This is a genomic window from Streptomyces sp. SID8374 (genome assembly GCF_009865135.1).
Taxonomy (GTDB): Bacteria; Actinomycetota; Actinomycetes; order Streptomycetales; family Streptomycetaceae; genus Streptomyces.
The window spans coordinates 236,862-254,533 of sequence record NZ_WWGH01000001.1; the positions used below are offsets into that span (position 1 = coordinate 236,862).

15 protein-coding genes are annotated in these 17,672 nt (G+C 72.5%); 4 read left to right on the forward strand and 11 right to left on the reverse strand.

The annotated features are described in order from the left end of the window. Positions 1 to 42: 42 nt before the first annotated feature. The 6 genes from GTY67_RS01030 to GTY67_RS01055 form a co-directional block, all read right to left on the reverse strand. Entirely contained in the window at positions 43 to 1,032 is a 990-nt protein-coding gene (locus tag GTY67_RS01030) for a zinc-dependent alcohol dehydrogenase family protein (RefSeq protein WP_093694322.1), read from the reverse strand. Then, a complete protein-coding gene (locus GTY67_RS01035) occupies positions 1,029 to 1,919 on the reverse strand; it encodes a carbohydrate ABC transporter permease (RefSeq protein ID WP_093694321.1) in 891 nt (296 codons plus the stop codon). Before GTY67_RS01035 ends, GTY67_RS01030 begins: the two co-directional genes overlap by 4 nt. Then, a complete protein-coding gene (locus tag GTY67_RS01040; RefSeq protein WP_161277447.1) occupies positions 1,916 to 2,881 on the reverse strand; it encodes a sugar ABC transporter permease in 966 nt (321 codons plus the stop codon). The genes GTY67_RS01035 and GTY67_RS01040 overlap by 4 nt, the downstream gene beginning before the upstream one ends. Continuing rightward, the gene (locus GTY67_RS01045; RefSeq protein ID WP_161277448.1) at positions 2,878 to 4,248 is read right to left on the reverse strand and encodes a sugar ABC transporter substrate-binding protein; all 1,371 of its coding nucleotides are present in this window, start codon (positions 4,246 to 4,248) and stop codon (positions 2,878 to 2,880) included. Before GTY67_RS01045 ends, GTY67_RS01040 begins: the two co-directional genes overlap by 4 nt. 151 nt (positions 4,249 to 4,399) lie before the next feature. After that, positions 4,400 to 5,161 carry a DeoR/GlpR family DNA-binding transcription regulator gene (locus GTY67_RS01050; RefSeq protein ID WP_093694524.1) on the reverse strand — a complete coding sequence of 254 codons (762 nt, stop codon included), beginning with the start codon at positions 5,159 to 5,161 and terminating at the stop codon, positions 4,400 to 4,402. 270 nt (positions 5,162 to 5,431) lie between these two features. Next, positions 5,432 to 6,769 carry a radical SAM protein gene (locus GTY67_RS01055; protein WP_093694318.1) on the reverse strand — a complete coding sequence of 446 codons (1,338 nt, stop codon included), beginning with the start codon at positions 6,767 to 6,769 and terminating at the stop codon, positions 5,432 to 5,434. 244 nt (positions 6,770 to 7,013) lie between these two features. Between GTY67_RS01055 and GTY67_RS01060 the strand changes: the two genes are divergently transcribed. Continuing rightward, a complete protein-coding gene (locus tag GTY67_RS01060) occupies positions 7,014 to 7,706 on the forward strand; it encodes a response regulator transcription factor (RefSeq protein WP_161277449.1) in 693 nt (230 codons plus the stop codon). Positions 7,707 to 7,854: 148 nt separating this feature from the next. On the opposite strand, the gene GTY67_RS01065 is transcribed toward GTY67_RS01060, so the two are convergent. Together GTY67_RS01065 and GTY67_RS01070 are read right to left on the reverse strand one after the other, a co-directional pair. Beyond that, complete coding sequence (locus GTY67_RS01065; RefSeq protein ID WP_093694316.1) at positions 7,855 to 9,612, reverse strand: GAF domain-containing sensor histidine kinase; 1,758 nt, start codon at positions 9,610 to 9,612, stop codon at positions 7,855 to 7,857. A 124-nt stretch (positions 9,613 to 9,736) separates the two neighbouring features. Continuing rightward, a complete protein-coding gene (locus tag GTY67_RS01070) occupies positions 9,737 to 10,606 on the reverse strand; it encodes a universal stress protein (protein WP_161277450.1) in 870 nt (289 codons plus the stop codon). 187 nt (positions 10,607 to 10,793) lie between these two features. Here GTY67_RS01070 and GTY67_RS01075 point away from each other — a divergent pair, with 187 nt between their 5' ends. Further along, positions 10,794 to 11,783: a nitroreductase family protein gene (locus GTY67_RS01075; RefSeq protein WP_161277451.1), complete on the forward strand. Its 990-nt coding sequence runs from the start codon at positions 10,794 to 10,796 to the stop codon at positions 11,781 to 11,783. 63 nt (positions 11,784 to 11,846) lie between these two features. Here GTY67_RS01075 and GTY67_RS01080 read toward each other — a convergent pair whose 3' ends face one another. Beyond that, entirely contained in the window at positions 11,847 to 12,755 is a 909-nt protein-coding gene (locus GTY67_RS01080; protein ID WP_161277452.1) for a universal stress protein, read from the reverse strand. A gap of 196 nt (positions 12,756 to 12,951) precedes the next feature. On the opposite strand from GTY67_RS01080, the gene GTY67_RS01085 reads away from it, so the two are divergent. Continuing rightward, positions 12,952 to 13,833 carry a universal stress protein gene (locus tag GTY67_RS01085; RefSeq protein ID WP_093694312.1) on the forward strand — a complete coding sequence of 294 codons (882 nt, stop codon included), beginning with the start codon at positions 12,952 to 12,954 and terminating at the stop codon, positions 13,831 to 13,833. A 57-nt stretch (positions 13,834 to 13,890) separates the two neighbouring features. Here GTY67_RS01085 and GTY67_RS01090 read toward each other — a convergent pair whose 3' ends face one another. Then, positions 13,891 to 14,568 carry a pyridoxamine 5'-phosphate oxidase family protein gene (locus GTY67_RS01090; RefSeq protein ID WP_161277453.1) on the reverse strand — a complete coding sequence of 226 codons (678 nt, stop codon included), beginning with the start codon at positions 14,566 to 14,568 and terminating at the stop codon, positions 13,891 to 13,893. Between the two features lie 252 nt (positions 14,569 to 14,820). Here GTY67_RS01090 and GTY67_RS01095 point away from each other — a divergent pair, with 252 nt between their 5' ends. After that, entirely contained in the window at positions 14,821 to 15,930 is a 1,110-nt protein-coding gene (locus tag GTY67_RS01095) for an alpha/beta hydrolase-fold protein (RefSeq protein WP_161277454.1), read from the forward strand. A gap of 36 nt (positions 15,931 to 15,966) precedes the next feature. Here the strand turns inward: GTY67_RS01095 and GTY67_RS01100 are convergent, their stop codons facing one another. Continuing rightward, positions 15,967 to 17,667 carry an ABC transporter ATP-binding protein gene (locus GTY67_RS01100; protein WP_161277455.1) on the reverse strand — a complete coding sequence of 567 codons (1,701 nt, stop codon included), beginning with the start codon at positions 17,665 to 17,667 and terminating at the stop codon, positions 15,967 to 15,969. Between the last annotated feature and the right edge of the window lie 5 nt (positions 17,668 to 17,672).

Genomic DNA, 17,672 nt, shown 5'->3' on the forward strand with positions numbered 1-17,672 from the left:
GGCACGTCACCGGCTCGCCGCCCGGCCACGTGTCGGCCGAGGCTACGGCTGCACCACGATCTTCCGCCCCACCCCCGCCTTGAACTGGTCGATCGCCTCCGGGTACTGCTCCAGCGGCAGCCGGTCGCTGATGAAGACGGCCGGGTCCAGCACCCCGCTCGCGAAGAGCGCGGCGGCCCGCTCGTAGCTGTGCAGGACCGCCATCGAACCGGTGATGGTGATCTCCCGGTTGTAGATCAGGTACGGCTCGATGACCGCGGTCGTGGCGTAGTCGGCCACCCCGAACTGGAGGAAGGTGCCGCCCTTGGCGACCCGGCCGAGGCCGTCCTGGATGGCCCCGGCGTTGCCGGTGGCGTCGATGACCACGTCCCAGCCGCCGGGCCGGTCGAACTCCTCGGCGCGGGAGGCGGCCCCCGTGCAGCCCAGGAGCGTCGCGGTCTGGAGGCGCTGGGGGTTGACGTCCAGGACCTCCACCGAGGCGGCGCCCGTGCGCTTGGCCAGCTCCAGCATCATCAGGCCCATCGTCCCGGAGCCGTAGATCAGCACCTCCGCGCCCAGGTTGCCGTTGAGGACGTCGTACCCGCGCACCGCGCAGGAGAGCGGTTCGATCAGGGCCGCGTCCCGTACGTCGATGTGCTCGGGCAGCTTGACGCAGTTGGCGACCGGGGCGACGGCGAACTCGGCCGCACCGCCGGGGACGGTGACGCCGATGGCGGCCCAGTTGTCGCAGAGGTTGCCCCGGCCCGAGCGGCAGTAGCGGCACTCGTGGCAGTGCAGCGAGGGGTCGACGGCCACCTTGTCGCCGACGGCCAGCTCGGTGACGTCGCTGCCGACGGCGACGATCTCTCCGGCGAACTCATGGCCGGGGACGATGGGCAGGGTGGGGGCGAACTCGCCCTGGAGGATGTGGAGATCGGTGCCGCAGAGACCGCAGGACGCCACCTTCACGACCACGTCCCGCCGGCCTGGCGTGGGGTCCTCGACCGTGGTCACGGACACCTTGCCGGGGGCCTCGACGATGGCTGCCCTCATTTGACTGCTCCCAAGGAAAGGCCCTGGACGAGTTTGTCCTGGGCGGCGTAGCCGGCGATGAGCACCGGCAGGGACACGACCACCGACGCCGCGCACAGCTGGGCGAGGAAGAGGCCCTGGCTGGTGACGAAGGTGGTCAGGTGGACGGGTGCGGTCCCGGCGACGACGCCGGTCAGCACCCGGGCGAACAACAGCTCGTTCCAGCTGAAGATGAAGCAGATCAGGGCCGTGGCGGCGATGCCGGGGGCGGCGACCGGGGCGACGACCCGGCCCAGCACGGTGGGCAGCTTCGCCCCGTCGACCTGGGCGGCCTCGATGATGGAGACGGGGACGTCGGCGAGGAAGGACTGCATCATCCACACCGCGATCGGCAGGTTCATCGAGGTGTAGAGCAGGACGAGCAGCCAGATGTTGTCCAGCAGCCCGGTGTTCCTGGCGAACAGGTAGATCGGCAGCAGCCCGGCGACCACCGGCAGCATCTTGGTGGAGAGGAAGAAGAACATCACGTCGGTCCACTTGCGCACCCGGCGGATGGAGAGCGCGTACGCGGCGGGCAGCGCCAGCAGGAGCACCAGGAGCGTCGAGAACAGCGACGCCGTGAGGGAGTTGACCAGCGGGGGCCAGGGGGTCGGTCCGCCGTCGCCGCCGAAGAAGGTCCGGTAGCCGTCGAAGGTCAGCGAGGCGGCCAGGGACGGCGGGTTGGTCGCCGCGTCGGCCTCCGAGTGGAAGGAGGTCAGCACCATCCACAGGGCGGGCAGGCAGAAGACGATGCCGACGGCCCAGGCGGCCAGGCCGACGAAAGTGGTGCGCCTGCGGGCGCCGGCCGTCGGTGCGGGGGCCTTCGCGGTGGCGCGGGTGCGGTTCGGTGCTGCGGTCGAGGCGCTCATGCGCGGCTCGCCTCCTCACGGAAGAGGGAGGAGACCACCCGGAGCGCGAAGGTCGCGATGATCACGGTGCCGATCACCACGACCACGCCCACGGCGGACGCCAGCCCGTACTCATGCGCCCGGTAGAAGGTCTCGTAGACGGTGTACGGGAGGTTGGCGGTGCCGAGGCCGCCCGCGGTGATGGTGAACACGGCGTCGAAGTTCTGCACGATGTACACCGAGCCCAGCAGGACGCCGAGTTCGAGGTAGCGGCGCAGATGGGGCAGGGTCAGGAAGCGGAACATCTGCCAGGGGCCCGCGCCGTCGAGGCGGGCGGCCTCCATCATCTCGGCGGGGCGGCTCTGGAGTCCGGCCAGCAGGATCAGCATCATGAACGGGGTCCACTGCCAGACGAGGGCCGCGGCGACCGCCATCAGCGGCATCTCGGAGGTCCACTCCGGCTGGGCGATCGACTCGATGCCGAACAGGTTCCCGAACCACGTCAACACACCGTTGAACAGGCCGTATTCGGGGTTGTAGAGGGCGTGTTTCCACAGCAGCGCCGCCGAGACCGGCACGATCAGGAATGGGGTGATGAGCAGGGTGCGGACGAAGCCCCGGCCGAAGAAGGTGCGGTCCAGGAGCAGGGCGAAGGCGAGGCCGAGGACGACGCTGGCGATCACCACGGTGGCGGTGAGCAGGACGGTGGTCAGGACCGATTCCCGCAGGGCGGGGTCGGTGAAGACGGAGCCGTAGTTGGCGAAGCCGGTGAAGTGGCGCTGGTCGGGCTTGAGCGAGTTCCAGTCGAAGAAGGAGATCACCAGCGTGGCCACGAAGGGCAGTTGGGTGACCACGATCAGGAAGACGAGTGCGGGCAGAAGCGGCGCGCGGGTCGCCCAGGCCTTCGCCCTGCTGCCCGTGGGGCGCTTGGAGGGCGGGCCGGGCCGGGGTGGGGTCGGCCGTACGGCGGTGGTGGTGGTCATCGGTACTCCTCCGCGACCTTCTCGGCCAGCTTCTGGGAGGTGGCGAGTGCGGCGTCCACCGACTGGCGGCCCGCGATGGCGGCGCTGATCTCCTGCGCGACCTTGGTGCCCAGGTCGGTGAACTCCGGTACGCCGACGAACTGGATGCCCGCCGTGGGGCGCGGCTGGGTGCCGGGGTTGTTGGGGTCGGCCTCGGAGATGGCCTGCTCGGTGACGTCGGCGAACGCCCCGGCTTCCTTGCGGTAGTCGGGGTTGGCGTAGGTCGAAGCGCGTTTGCCCGCAGGGACGTTGGACCAGCCGCTCGTGGCGCCGACGAGCTCCTCGTACTCCTTGCTGGAGGCCCACGAGATGAACTTCCAGGCGTCATCCGCCTTCTTGGAGGCGTTCTGCATGCCCCAGGCCCAGGTGTAGAGCCAGCCGGAGCTCTTGGTCTGCTCCACGGGGGCCGGTACGTAGCCGATCTTGCCCTTGACCGGGGAGTTCTTGGCCTCCAGCGATCCGGCGCCGGCGGTGGCGTCGTACCACATGGCGGTCTTGCCCTGGGTCATGTTGTTGAGACACTCGGCGTAGCCGGACTGCGGGGCGCCGAGCTCTCCGTGCTTGCGTACCAGGTCGACGTAGAACTTGGTCGCCTTCTTGAACTCCGGTGAGGTGAGCTGGGGTTGCCAGTCCTCGGTGAACCAGGTGCCGCCCATGGTGTTGACGACGGTGGTGAGCGGGGCGATGACCTCGCCCCAGCCGGGCAGGCCGCGCAGGCAGATGCCCTTCATCCCGCGCTGCGACCCGTCGGTCCTGGCGGCGAGTTCGGCGACCTCCTTCCAGGTCGGCTTGGCGGGCATGGTGAGCCCTTCCTTCTCGAAGACGTCCTTGCGGTACATCAGGAAGGAGGACTCGCCGTAGAAGGGCTGGGCGTAGAGCTTGCCGTCCTTGTGGGTCAGCGATTCGCGCACCGGCGGGAGGATGTCCTGCTGGTCGAAGTCCGGGTCGGCGTCGACGTATTGGTCCAGCGGGCGCAGCCAGCCGTTCTCGGCGAAGAACGGCAGCTCGAAGTTGGAGATGGTGGCGATGTCGTACTGACCGGCCTGGTTGGAGTAGTCCTGGCTGATCTTGTCGCGGACGTCGTTCTCGGGCAGCACCGTGAAGTGGACGGTGATGCCGGTCTCCTTGGTGAAGTGCTCCTTGGTCAGCTTCTGCAACTCGACCATCTGCGGGTTGTTCACCATCAGCACGTTGAGGGCGTCGCCTCCCCCGAAGGAGGTCCCGCCGGCCCCGGCGCAGCCGGTGGCGAGGAGGGCGAGTGCCGCGGCGGTGGCGGCCGTGCGCGGCAGGCGGCGTGGGCCGTGTCGGCGGCGGGGGTGATGGCGCATGGGGACTCCTGATCAGTCGTAGCGGCTCGGTGATCGGGTCGTGCTGGTCGCGCCGGGGGGCGGCGCGGGGGCAGGGCGAACCGCGCCCCGACGGGGGGCGGGGCGCGGTGGTCCGGGGGTGGTGCGCCCGGTACGGGACCGGGGCGGCGGGTCAGACGCGGATGACCTGGGGGCCCATGAGGGAGTAGCGCTGGGCCTCCGCCGAGGAGAGCCCGGCGTCGGTGACGATCGCTTCGAAGTCGCCGACACCGGCGAAGCGGCAGAAGCTCACCGCGCCGAACTTGGAGTGGATCCCGGCGAAGACGCGGCGCCGGGAGCTGCGCATGGCCTGGGCCTTGACCTCGGCGACGGCCGGGTCGGGGGTGGTGAGGCCGTACTCGCGGGAGATGCCGTTGGCACCGACGTACGCCAGGTCGATGACGAAGCCGGCGAGCATCTTGGAGGCCCAGTGGTCGACGGTGGCCATCGTGGATCCGCGCACCCGGCCGCCGAGCAGCAGGACGGAGATCTTCTCGGCGTCCGCGAGGACGGTGGCGACGGCCAGGGACGCCGTGACGACGGTCAGCGGCCGGTCCCGGGGGAACGCCTCGGCGACGAGCTGGGGGGTGAAGCCCTCGTCGACGAAGACGGTCTCCGCGTCGCCGAGGAGGTCCGCGGCGGCGGCCGCGATCCGCGACTTCTGCGGGACGTTACGGGTGGTGCGGACCGCGAGCGTGGTCTCGAAGCCCGCCGACTCCACCGGGTAGGCGCCGCCGTGGGTGCGGCGGACGAGACCGTGCTCCTCCAGTACGTGCAGATCGCGGCGGACGGTCTCCTTGGCCACCTTGAACAGCGCCGCCAGGGCGTTCACCTCGACCGACCCGTCCCGCCGGGCGGTGTCGAGAATTCCTCTGCGGCGTTCGTCGGTGTCCACGACACACATCCCTGGCTCTTGCGGTGGCGCTGTTCAGGCGGTGGGCCGGTCCGTTCGGGCCCATGTGACGTTTTTACAAGCAGGGTCAGCCCCTCGACCAGGCTCTTCGCGAGATTCCCTCTGCCCGTTCATGCCCGCTTCCTCGGGCGAACCGCCGCTGGTCACACCCGTACCGGTGGGCTTTCCGGGCGCCACCGGCGCCCGCTATGCCGGTGTGCGCGCCCGGATCGTGCCCGATCCCGGGGAACGGTGCCCGTTCCCCGGCGATCTTCAGACGGCGGGCTCCTCCTCCAGGCCTTCGAGGCTGTCCATGAAGGAGCTGACCGAGAAGACGGCGCGGCCGGGGCCTGCGGGACCGTAGCCGGGCGGGGAGTTGAGCCCGAACTCCTCCAGCGTCGCGCGGTACGCCTGGAGGAGGCGGATGTGGTACTCCAGCGGCGCGCCCAGCGGGTTGGCCTTGCCGAGCGGGGTGGTGGGCTCGGGGCACCAGGTGGTGAAGCGCGGCACGACCCCGTTGGACATGAAGAACCGCAGCCCCTCGGTGGTCGAGTCGATGGCCTCGCTCACCTTGGTGAAGCCGAACGGCTCGGCCATCTCGATGCCCGCGACGAAGTTGGGGATGACGTTGCGCGGCCCGAACACCTCGGCGGAGTCCAGGATCCGGCGGTGCCACTCGTCGCGGCCGACGTACCGCTCCTTGCCCGGGCAGTGCAGCTGGAAAAGCCGGCGGTCCCACACCTCGAAGTTGGGGTGGTAGATCCGGATGCCGTAGTCGTGGAAGCGCTGCACGTCCTCGCGGGGCAGCGCCTGCGCCACCACCTTGCCGGTCCAGCGGCCGGGGAAGCGCTCCTCGATGGCCTTGGCGTAGTGCCCGTAGAAGTCGGCCTCGTCACGCCCGGCGACCTGGGAGGTGATCGATCCGCCGGTGAGGGTGTAGGCGCGGGAGACGCCCGCGGTGTCGTACCGGTCGATGATCTCCAGGGCCTCCAGCACCTCCTCGACCGGCTTGACTCCGGTGTACGGGCGGCCGGCCGCCTTGTGCTGGCGCCAGTTGTGGTTGATGTCGCAGAACTGGCACTCCTCCTTGGCGCCGAAATACTGGCAGACCCGGAAGACCGTCAGATAGATGAGGTAGCCCCACTGGATGGTCGGGGCGACCTCCATCACCGACTTGCCGTTGGACAGCTGGTGTCGGTAGTACTCCGGCATCGGCGGAAGCCCGACGTCCGCGATCCGCGCCCCGTCCAGGTAGAGGCCGAGCGACCCGTCCTCGCCGCCGCGCACGACGTACGGGGAGTCGGGGTTGACCCGCACGGACACGACGGTGCGGCGCAGTCCGTAGGGGCCGCCGGTGAGCACGACCTCCTCGGGCGGCCGGTTGAGCGCGGCGGCGCCGAGCTCGGGCAGGGTGCGGTGGTCGAAGGAGAAGATGAAGTACGACTTCGGCTTCACGTCACCGGTGGCTCCGCCGACCGATCCGCTGAGCGCGGACTCGTCGAAGGCCATGCCGCCGCGCAGCAGGTCCTCCTTGATGACGGCTTCCCGGGGCACCTCGGGGAAACGCCCCATCAGGTCCTCGACCAGTGCCGTACGACTGCTGCTCGGCATGTACGCGAACCTCCGTAGTCACCCCACCGCAACTGCGCGCGCACGGGTGGGCAGGTCTGTCCAGTCAGGCTGGCAAGCCTACGCCAACCCCTTCCGCCACCCGCACTGACCAGCGGAAAACGGATCCAGGGGGCCCTTGGGCCGCGCCCCTGGGACAATGCGGGTAGGACGAGAGCCGGGGCCCGACCCCTACGAGAGCCCTGGCCGAAAGCCCTGAGAGCCGACCGACCACCGGGGGCCGCACATGTCCGGCACACCGACCGCAGCAGCCGGGGCGCCGATCCGGGTCTTCCTGCTGGACGACCACGAAGTCGTACGCCGGGGGCTGCACGACCTGCTGGGGGCCGAGCCCGGTCTGGAGGTCGTCGGGGAGGCGTCCACCGCCGCCCAGGCGCTCGCCCGGGGGCCCGCGCTCCGGCCCGATGTCGCGGTACTCGATGTGCGGTTGCCCGACGGGGACGGCATCACGGTCTGCCGTGAGCTGCACTCCCGGATGCCGGGGCTGGCCTGTCTGATGCTGACGTCCTTCGACGACGAGGACGCCCTGCTGGACGCGATCATGGCCGGGGCGGCCGGGTACGTACTGAAGCAGATCAACGGGTCGGACCTCGTGTCGGCCGTACGGACGGTGGCGACGGGCCAGTCGATGCTGGACCCGGCGACCACGGCCCGGCTCATGCGCACCCTGCGCGCGCCGGAGCCCGCAGGTCCCGTGGAGGACGAGCGGCTGTCGGTCCTCTCCGAACGGGAGCGTTCCGTGCTGGACCTCATCGGCGAGGGGCTGACCAACCGGCAGATCGCCGAGCGGCTCTACCTCTCCGAGAAGACCGTCAAGAACCACATCTCCCGGCTGCTGGGGAAGCTCGGGGTGGAGCGCCGGGTCCAGGCGGCCGTCATCGCGACGGAGGTGCGGGAGCACGGGCAGCAGGAGGGGTGAGGGGGCCCGGGCGGCTGACGGGGTGAGGCGGGGCACCCGGGCGTCCGGCCTGGACAGCGATCACCTGACGTCCGGCCCGGGCGGCGCACGAAGTGAGAGGGCGCGGTCACCCCGGCGTCCGGCCGGGCTGCCGGCGGGGACGGCGCGGTCACCCCGCCCCCCGGTACGCCCCTCCCCCGCGCCCCGTGGGCAGCGGGACCCGCCACTCCAGTACGGTGCCGCCGCGCGGGGCCGGGCCGCTCTCGACGGAGAAGGTGCCGCCCAGCCGTTCGGCCCGTTCGGTCAGGTTCCGCAGGCCGCTGCCCCGGGCGCCGGGAGGGAGGCCCGCGCCGTCGTCGGTCGCGGTCACCGTCAGCACACCTGCGTCGGCGACGACCGACACCTCCGCCTCCCGCGCCCCCGCGTGCCGGGCGGTGTTGCTCAGGGCCTCCACGATCACCGCGATCACCTGGTCGGCCACGTCCTGCGGCACGTCCGTGTCGATCAGCCCCTCCATCCGCAGCGCGGGAGGGAACCCCAGGGCGGGCGCGGCGGTGTCCACCGCCTCGACGACCCTGTTCCGGAGCTTGGGGGCGGCTCCGGTCGGCTCGTGCTCGCGGAGGCCGAAGATGGTGGAGCGGATGATCTTGATGGTGGTGTCGAGGTCGTCGATCGCCCGGCCCAGCCGCTCGGCCGCCTCCGGGTGGTCGACGAACGGGCGGGCGCTCTGGAGGGTCATCCCGGTGGCGAACAGCCGCTGGATCGCGAGGTCGTGGAGGTCACGGGCGATCCGGTCACGGTCCTCCAGCAGGCTCACCTGCTCGGCGGCACGGCGGCGCTCGGCCAGTTCGAGCGCCAGCGCGGCCTGCCCGGCGAACCCCGGCAGCGAGGCGATCTCCGGGCCTGCGAAGGGGGCCCCGCCCTGGAGCCGGGCGAGGATGAGGACCCCGCTCAGCTTCTCCTTGGTCCCCACGACGACGGCCACCGCCGGGCCGAACCCCTCCCAGCGCTCGGGCCGTACGGTGATCCGGGGATCGTTGCCCACGTCGGGGACGGTGATGAGGGCGTCGGCGGCGAGCGTGGCACCGGCGAGGGTGCCCCGGGTGGTCGGCAGCGCCAGGCCGCGATGGGCCTCGGCCCCCTCCCCCTGGGCGAGCGATCCGCTCAGCTCACCGTCCGGCTCCACGAGGTGGAAGACGCCCAGGTCGGCGCCGGCGATGTCCACGGCCCGGGCCAGCATCCCCTCCAGGACCTCCGGTTCCGCCGAGCCGGAGAGCAGCGCGCTGGTGAAGTCGGAGCTGGCGGCGAGCCACCGCTCCCGCAGCCGCCCCTCCTCGTAGAGGCGGGCGTTCTCGATGGCGATGCCCGCCGCGACCGCCAGCGTGGAGACGACGGCCTCGTCCTCCGCGTCGAAGTCGGCCCCGCCGCGCTTCTCGGTGAGGTAGAGGTTGCCGAACACCTCCTCGCGGACCCTGATGGGCACGCCGAGGAACGAGTGCATCGGCGGATGGTGGGGCGGGAAGCCGTACGAGGTCGGGTGGGCCGAGAGCTCGCCCAGCCGCAGGGGCTCCGGGTGCCGGATCAGCTCGCCGAGGATGCCGTGGCCGGAGGGGAGGTCGCCGATCTGTTCCCGTACCTCGTCGCTGATGCCGATGGGGAGGAACTCGGCGAGCTTCTGGTCGTCGCCGATCACGCCCAGCGCCCCGTACTCCGCGTCGACGAGCACGACCGCCGCCTCGACGATCCCCCGGAGCACCTGGGGAAGGGCGAGTTCCCGCCCCACCGACATGACGGCCTCCAGCAGGCCGTTGAGCCGGTCGCGGGTTCCCCGGGCCTCGTCGATACGGCCCTGGAGCTCGTCGAGGAGTTCGTCGAGTCTCAGGCGCGGGAGCCTGGCCCGTTCGGTCTCACGGCCGTCGCCGCCCATGGATACCTCCGACGGCGTCGAGGGCGCGGACCGCTGGTGTCCGCTCCTCCCAACGTAGCCGCCGCACCGCGCCCGCTCATGTCGAGGCGTTCGTGATCATGGCCGCGCCACCGTGGGGGTGCGGTCAGCGCTCCGCCACGGCCGGGACCGTGATCACCGGGCAGGGGGCGCGGTGCAGCAGCCCGTGGACGACGGAGCCCAGGCGCATCCCCGTATAGCCGCCCCGGCCCCGGCGGCCCACCACGAGGGCGACCGCGTGCTCGGCGGCCTCCGCCAGCGCCTCGACCGGGGATCCGGTCACCACCTCGTGGTCCAGCCGGACGTCGGAATACTTCTCGGCCCACCCCGCCACGGTCTCGGCCAGCAGACGGCGCTCGTCCTCCAGCGGGGTGTCACCCCTGCGCAACGAGAACACCGGCGGCTGCCACACCGCAACCGCGCGCAGGGCGCAGCCCCGTACACCGGCCTCCTCGAACGCCAGGGCGAGCGCCGCCTTGGACGGCTCGCTGCCGTCGACGCCGACCACCAGGTACGGAGGCTGCTCGGCGCTGCCTCCGGTCCCGCCCACGACGGCCACGGGGCAGTGCGCCTGCGCGGTGACCGGGACGACCAGCGAGCCGGCGCTGAGGAACTCCTCCAGCCGGCCCAGGTGCCGGGAGCCGAGCACCACCATGCGGGCCTCGCGCGTCAGGCCCGCCAGGACCGGCGCCGGGAGCCCTTCGAGGCGCGAGGCGGTGGTCCGCAGGCCCGGCTGCCGCTCCCGTGCCCAGGCCGTGGCGGCAGCCAGTGCCTGTACGGCGGCGTCCTCGGCCTCCCGGTGGCGCGGGGCGTCGCCGGGGCGCCGGGGCTCGTGGAGCGGCGGGACGGCGACGACGAGCCGCAGCCCGAGCCCGTGGAGACGGGCCTCGTCCGCCGCCCAGCCGACGGCCGGATGCCAGTCCGCACGGGGGTCGACACCGACCACGATGTCCTGGCCACTCGCCGTACCGCTCATAAGGGGGTCCTCCTGTTGTCCGAAGCCTGGCTCTCCTCCGAGACTGGCATCGGGATGTGGCGGCGGTGAGGGGCCGCAGGGGGCGGAAAGGGACCCCGGTCGGTCCGGGGGCAGGGCCGTTCGGCCCCTCCCCGTGCCGGGCGGTCCCGGCGGAAGCTGGAGCCGAGGGAGCACCGGAGAGGAAGCCATGCCCACCACAGAGCAGCTCGTGGAGACCGTGACCTCGCTGGTCGAGGATGCCGTCACCGCACCGTCCATGCACAACGCCCAGCCCTGGAGGTTCGTCCACCGCGCGGGCACCCGTTCGCTCGCCCTGTACGGCGACCCGTCGCGCTCGCTGCCCGCCGGAGACCCGGACGGGCGCGGGCTGCACCTGGGATGCGGTGCCGCCCTGTTCAACCTGCGGGTCTCCGCCGCCGAGCACGGGTGGGACGCCGCCACCGAGCTGCTCCCCGACCCCCGCGACCCCTGGCACCTGGCCGATGTCGTGCTCCAGGAGCCCGACCCGGCGGAACCGGGTCCGGCGGAGCTGTACCCCGCCCTGCGGCAGCGCCACACCAGCCGCTTCCCCTTCTCCGACGAGCGGATTCCGCAGGAGATCGTCGACGGGCTCCGTGGCGCCGCCCTCCTGGAGGGGTGCCGGCTGATCGTGCCGGGGACCTGGCACTCGGAGGCCGTCCTGGACCTGGTGCGCGACGCCGAACTCTTCGAGTCGGCCGATGCCGCGCTGCGCGAGGAGATCGCCTCCTGGACCCGTACGGGCAAGACCGGTGAGGGGCCTGCCACCGAGGGCATCCCGTCGTACGCGCTCGGCCCCCGCCAGTACGGGGTGACCGCCCCCGCACGGGACTTCGACGCGCCGCGCGACCTGCCGGGCCGGGCCGTCGCCGCCTTCGAGGAGCGGCCGCAGATCGCGCTGTTGGGCACGCTGGACGACTCCCCGGCCGACTGGCTGCGGGCGGGGCAGGCCATGGAGCGCGTACTCCTGCAAGCCACCCTCGACGGGCTGTCGACCTCGCTGATGTCGCAGCCCCTGGAGTGGCCCGAACTCCGCTCGCTGACCCGCGAACCCGGCTCCCCGACCGGCTTCGTGCACATGGTGTTCCGGTTCGGGTACGGGCCCCGGGGTGTCGCCACCCCGCGCCGGCCGGTCGACGAGGTCCTGACCGTGGAGTGACGGGCCACGGGGCGTCGGCATCGCGAAGCCCCGGACCACCGTGGTCCGGGGCTTCGTCGTGGTTCAGCTGCCGCCGTCGCCGGACCCCGCGTAACCCGGCGGAATGATCTGGACCGGGCAGTGCCCGTGGTGCAGCAGCGCGTGGGTCACCCGGCCCAGCGCGGTCCCGGACCCGATCACCCGGCGCCGGGCGCCCATGACCAGCAGGTCGGTGAGGGCGGTGGCCTCGACGAGGATGCCCGGCACACTGGTCCCGGTCTCGACGTCGTGGGTGACGGTGAGGCCGGGGTAAGCCGTGCGTATCCGCTCGGCCACGGCGGCCGTCTCGTGCACCTTCTCCTCGGTGACCTCCCCGATGCTGTCCAGCATGGTGGTGAACCTGCCGACGTAGGCCAGCACGTTGCTTACGCTCAGCAGCCGCAGCGACGCCTTGCGGACCTGCGCCTCCGCGGCGGCGATCAGCAGCCAGTCGAGGTCGGACGTGCCGTTCACGGCCGCCGTGACCACCCCGGCCGCCGGCCGGTCGGGCTCTCCCCGTACGACCACCACCGGCACCTCGGTGCGCCCGGCCACCCCCAGTCCGACGGAACCGAGCGTCAGTGCGGCGAAGCCGCCGAGCCCCCTGCTGCCCACCACGATCGTGCCCCGGTCGCCGGCCGCCTCGCGCAGTCCGGCCACCGCGTCGCCACGGCTGAGCTCCTTCGTCACGATCAGGTCCGGGTACTTCTCCCGTACCACGTCGGCGGTCTCGGCGAGCAGGTCGCGTGCCGTGTCCCGCAGGGCCTGGAGGGTCTCGGCCGACGTGAGGACGGAACGCCCCTCCAGGTCGGCGGCGTGGACGATGCCGAGCGGCTGCCCGCGCAGGTCCGCCTCGGCGGCGGCCCACAGGGCCGCTGCCCGCGCCTGCGGGGACGCGTCGACTCCGACGACGACGGGGCCGAGTTCCGCGGGGTCGGGAAGGTCGCTGGTCATGGCTCCTCCTCGGGGGTGGCCCGGGGCTCGGGGTGGCCGGGGGCTACCCCTCCACGGTCGCACCGGGGCACCGCCGCCACGCATGGGCCCTTCGGCCCCGATCCGGCCCTCTCGGCCCCTCGCCCGGCGGGCGCCGCCGCGAGGAGGCTGGACGCAGGGTTCCGCATCGGAGCCCGTACACCGAGGAGGCCTGGCCATGACCGCGCATGTCACCGTCGGAATGGACGAGTCCCCCGAGAGCCTGGCGGCGGCGCTGTGGGCCGCGGAGGAGGCCTCGCTGCTGGGTGTCGGGCTGCGCCTCATCCATGTGGAGGAGTGGCCGGTCACGGCGGAGGTGCCGGTGCTCTCCGCCGAATCGCTGGTGGAGCGGTACGAGACCCTGCTGCGCGCCACCGCCGACCGGGTCCGGAGCGAGCGTCCCGGCCTCGATGTGACCACCGAGATGGCGCGCGGGAGGGCCCCGGCCGAGCTGACCGCCGCCGCGAACGAGTCCGAGGTGACCGTGCTGGGGTCGCGGGGGCTCGGCGGGGTCGTCGGCTTCCTGATCGGCTCGGTGTCGCTCGCCGTCGTCGGCCGGGCCCGGCGGCCGGTGGTGCTCGTACGGTCGCCCGCCGCCGGTCCGCCCGCCTCCGCTGCGGGTGCCGACGGCGCGGGCTCGGGCATCGTGCTGGGGGTCGACATCGACTCCCCGTGCGACCCGCTGCTCGCCTTCGCCTTCGGCGAGGCCGCCCGCAGGGACGTGGAGCTGCGGGTCCTGCACAGCTGGTCGCCGTCCCCGGCCTTCGGATACACGGCGATCCTGGACCCGGGCGTCGGCAGCGGCCTCGGCCGGAAGGCAGCCGATGGGCTGGCCGAGATGCTCCGGCCCTGGCGGTCGAAGTTCCCGGCGGTCCGGGTGACCGAGCGGGTGTCGGTCGGGCCCGCGGCGGCCGAGCTCGTCGACGCGTCCCGGAGCGCCGGGCTGCTGGTCGTGGGGCGGCGCAGCCGGCGCTCCCCGGTGGGCCCGCACCTGGGCCATGTCGCCCACGCCGTGATCCATCACAGCCCGGCCCCGGTCGCGGTCGTGCCCTTCGAGTGAGCCGTACGTCGTCTATCCGTACGTCCTGTTCAGTGGCCCCGGCCCGGTGTCACCGGTTCAGCCGGCCTCGCCCGGTGCGTCGTCCACGATGATCCGGCGACCGGTGAGGCGGCGGGGCGCGAGGATCATGACGCGGTCACGTCCCTCACCGGCCCAGGGGCTTGAATACGCCGTCTCCCTGAGCCGGCGCGCTTCGTCCTCGTCCTCGACGGTGCGGACGGTTCCCACGAGCAGCACGCTCCAGCCCTTGCTGAAGGCATCGTCGATGTGGTCGGTCTCGAAGGCGATCTCCGTGCCGTCGGCTCCGGCGAGCGGGGAGCGGTTTCCCGTGCTGAACATGACCTCACCGTCGAGCACCTGGTAGTTCACCGGCAGCACGACGGGCCCGTCGCCGTCGTTCAGCGCCACCCGCCCCACGCCGTGGTCACCGAGCAGGGCCCGGCATTCGGTCTCGTCGAGTTCGACCATCCGGGCCTCACGGGCCGCCCGGCCGAGCCCGCCCGGCAGGTCCACGGTCCCGCCGGTCAGCTCCTGGACGGTGGTCTCCAGGGCGTCGGCGAGCCGGAGCAGGAAGCCGATGCCGGGGGTGGCGGACTGCTCCTCCACGTACTGGATGTAGCCGGGTGCGGCGCCCGCCCGCAGGGCCACGTCCTGCCGGGACAGGTCCAGCTGGAGGCGCCGCGCCGCGACGCGTCGGCCGATGTCGCCTCTCGCCGCATGCGGGGGTCGGTCCATCGTGAGGTCCTTCTGCTCGTCGGGGCGGGGCTCTGCACCATCCACGCTAGCGAGGGCCCGTACGGCTCGCAGTGCGGAGCCGGGGACGTACCTCTCCTCGGCCACGGGGAGTTCGCGATGCGGTGGACCCCTGGAAGCGTGAAGATCGCCGGGTTAGGCTCGCCTTACCCAGGGCGAGCCCCTCCCCTCCCACCAGGAGATGTTCATGCGCCTGCTCATCCGGCACCCGGCCCTCGACCTCCGGGGCCGGCCATGACCGGCCCCGGACCCGGTCCCGCGGCCGACGCGGAGAGCCCTTTCGCCTCGTTCGGCCTTCCCGGCAAGCCCGGCACCGACCCGTTCTGGGAGGCGGCCCGGGCGCCCCTGCCGGTTCCCGCCGACGACGGCTGGGTGACGCTGTTCCTGTGGCGGGGGTCTCCGGCCGACCTCGACTTCGAGAGCTGGTCGGGGCCCCTGTCCCTGCGGCGGTGGGCGGAGACGGACTGCTGGTACGCCGAGGTGCCCATGCCCGCGCGGCTGCGGGTGACCTACCGGTTCCTCGTGGACGGCGAGGCCTGCGCGGACCCCCTCAACCCGGTCGGGGCGGGCGGCGACCGCTCCATCGCCGCCACCCCGGACGCACCGCCCCAGCCGCACTGGCCGGCCGTCGGCCCCGACGACATCCTGCCCCTCCCGGACACCCGGCTGCGCTGGCGCAGCGAGCGGCTCGGCGGGCGGCGGACCGTGGGTGTCCATCCGGTCGCGGGCGGCGGGCCGGTGGTCCTGCTGCTGGACGGGGACGACTGGCTCTACCTCCACCCGGCGATGAACGCCTTCGCGTCCGCCGTGGCCGCAGGCGAGATGGAACCCGTCACGCTGGTCTTCCTCCCGGCCAAGGACCGCTCGGCGGAGTTCGGGTGCGCGCCCGGGCTGTGGGAGGCGGTGCGGGACGAGCTGCTGCCGCTGGTGGCCGGGTCGGGCGTACGGGCGGACCTGGACCGGCTGGTGGTGGCGGGGCAGAGCCTGGGCGGGCTGAGCGCGCTGTACGCGGCGCTCAAGTTCCCGGAGCTGGTCTCCCGTATCGCCTGTCAGTCGGGGTCGTTCTGGTGGACTCCGGGCGCCGAGGGGTCGGCGGACCCGCTGGGCGGCCCTGTCGGCGGGACGATCGCGGAACTCCTGCGCGAGGGTGCCGACTTGTCCCGGCTGCGCTGCGCGTTCGACGTGGGCGAGCACGAGACGGGGATGCTGCCGCACTGCGAGCTGGCCGAGTCGCTCACCGAGCGGGCCGGTGCGGCCGTGCGGGTCTCGCGGTCCGCCTCGGACCACGACCGGGCGGGCTGGCGGCAGGCCCTGCTGAGGGATGTCGCCTGGGCGCTGGGCTGAGCACCGGCGGGGGCGGCGACCGCCCCCGCCGGTGGCTCACCGGGCCACGGCCAGGCAGTACGCCTCGTCGCCCGCGAGCAGGTTGCGGTGGGTGTCCTCGGCGGTGATGATCCCCTCGTCCAGGACGAGCACCCGGTCGGCCGCGTCCAGGAGCGCCGGGCTGCTGGTGATCACGAGCGTGGTCCGGCCTCGCCGCAGCTTGGCGATGTTGCGGGCGATGAGCTGCTCGGTGACCGCGTCGACGGCGGTCGTCGGGTTGTGCAGCACCAGTACGTCGGTGTCGGCGGCCAACGCCCGCGCCAGCGACAGCCGTTGGCGCTGCCCTCCGGAGAGGTTGGCCCCCCGGTCGCGGACCGCGTAGTCGAGGCCGTCGCGGTGGAGGGCGACGACGTCGGTCAGCATGGACGCCTCGACGGCCTCGGGGAGCGTACGGCTGGTGCCCGACGGGTCGATGTTGGTCCGCAGGGTGCCGCCGAAGATCTCCGCGTCGTACGGATTCACCAGCATGTGCTCCCGGACCGCCTCGACCGACAGGTCCGCCAGCTCCTGCCCGCCGAGCCGCACCACTCCCTCGTACGCGGGCGGCGCGACGTTCACGGCGAGCACCGCGACGAGGTCGGCCGCCGCACGCGGCTGGTAGGGGGCGATCGCCACGAACTCCCCTGCGGCGACCTGGAACTTCACCCCTTGCAGGGTGCCGTGCCGGACACCTTCGATCTCCAGATCGCCGCCCGGGGACGGGCGTTCGGGGCCCGGGGTCGCCACCGGCGGGGCGGAGAGCACCAAGGCCATGCGCTCGGCGGAGGCGCGCGCGATCATCACGTACTTGGGCATCTCCGAGAACATCTTCAGCGGTTCCATGATGAACTGCGCGAGGCCCACGGCCATGACCAGTTCACCGATGGAGATCTGGCCGCCGAACGCCAGCCAGCCCGCCGTCAGGGAGACGGCGGCGGCGAGGACCGCGTTCAGGGCCAGCGCGGTGCCCGCGTAGGCGCCGTTCACCTTGGCGACGGTGATCGCCTGGCGCTTGGCGTCGGTGCTGACCTTGCGGTAGGAGCCGAACGCGGCGTGGTTGCCGCCGAAGCCGTGGAGCGGGCGCAGGCCGATGATGAGGTCGGCGACCTTGGCCCCGGCCCGCGCCACCTTGGCCTGCTGCTCCTGGGTGCTGGAGCCGATCCGCTTGGACATGACCGCGAGGATCGACAGGATGCCGACGGTCCCCACGATCACCAGCAGGCCGAGCCTTATGTCGGCCAGGCTCAGCGCGACCGCCGCGACGACCACCGCGACCAGGGAGCTGACCAGCAGCGGCACCACCTCGATGATGTCGGCGGTCTGGTCGGCGTCCTCGGTGGCGATGGTGAGGATCTCGCCGGACTTCAGGCCGTCCACGTCCCTGGCCACCGGCTGGAGCCCGCAGGCCGCGACCTGGACGCGCCAGCGGTGCGCCTCGGTCGTGTTGGCCTTCTGGAGCACCCGCATGCCGAACCGCCACGACAGCGAGACCGTCGTGATGATCACGGCGAGCGAGCCGATCGACACCCCGAGCGAGCCGAGGCTGCGGTCCTGCATCGTGTGTTCGACGATCAACCCGAGCGCGATGGGGAACGCGGTCTCCGCCGCCTGGTACAGGCCCATGAGGACGGTGCCCGCGATCATGGCGCCGATGTTGCGGCGCAGAGCGGTCCGCAGGATGGCGGCGCCCGGGCGGGGCCGCTGCGTGTCAGTTTTCATCAAGG

What these genes read in the sequence shown, in the direction of transcription:
- GTY67_RS01030 (WP_093694322.1), bottom strand. Translation starts at nt 1,032, where the DNA reads ATGAGGGCAGCCATCGTCGAGGCCCCCGGCAAGGTGTCCGTGACCACG.
- GTY67_RS01035 (WP_093694321.1), bottom strand. Translation starts at nt 1,919, where the DNA reads ATGAGCGCCTCGACCGCAGCACCGAACCGCACCCGCGCCACCGCGAAG.
- GTY67_RS01040 (WP_161277447.1), bottom strand. Translation starts at nt 2,881, where the DNA reads ATGACCACCACCACCGCCGTACGGCCGACCCCACCCCGGCCCGGCCCG.
- GTY67_RS01045 (WP_161277448.1), bottom strand. Translation starts at nt 4,248, where the DNA reads ATGCGCCATCACCCCCGCCGCCGACACGGCCCACGCCGCCTGCCGCGC.
- GTY67_RS01055 (WP_093694318.1), bottom strand. Translation starts at nt 6,769, where the DNA reads ATGCCGAGCAGCAGTCGTACGGCACTGGTCGAGGACCTGATGGGGCGT.
- GTY67_RS01060 (WP_161277449.1), top strand. Translation starts at nt 7,014, where the DNA reads ATGTCCGGCACACCGACCGCAGCAGCCGGGGCGCCGATCCGGGTCTTC.
- GTY67_RS01065 (WP_093694316.1), bottom strand. Translation starts at nt 9,612, where the DNA reads ATGGGCGGCGACGGCCGTGAGACCGAACGGGCCAGGCTCCCGCGCCTG.
- GTY67_RS01070 (WP_161277450.1), bottom strand. Translation starts at nt 10,606, where the DNA reads ATGAGCGGTACGGCGAGTGGCCAGGACATCGTGGTCGGTGTCGACCCC.
- GTY67_RS01075 (WP_161277451.1), top strand. Translation starts at nt 10,794, where the DNA reads ATGCCCACCACAGAGCAGCTCGTGGAGACCGTGACCTCGCTGGTCGAG.
- GTY67_RS01080 (WP_161277452.1), bottom strand. Translation starts at nt 12,755, where the DNA reads ATGACCAGCGACCTTCCCGACCCCGCGGAACTCGGCCCCGTCGTCGTC.
- GTY67_RS01085 (WP_093694312.1), top strand. Translation starts at nt 12,952, where the DNA reads ATGACCGCGCATGTCACCGTCGGAATGGACGAGTCCCCCGAGAGCCTG.
- GTY67_RS01090 (WP_161277453.1), bottom strand. Translation starts at nt 14,568, where the DNA reads ATGGACCGACCCCCGCATGCGGCGAGAGGCGACATCGGCCGACGCGTC.
- GTY67_RS01095 (WP_161277454.1), top strand. Translation starts at nt 14,821, where the DNA reads ATGACCGGCCCCGGACCCGGTCCCGCGGCCGACGCGGAGAGCCCTTTC.
- GTY67_RS01100 (WP_161277455.1), bottom strand. Translation starts at nt 17,667, where the DNA reads ATGAAAACTGACACGCAGCGGCCCCGCCCGGGCGCCGCCATCCTGCGG.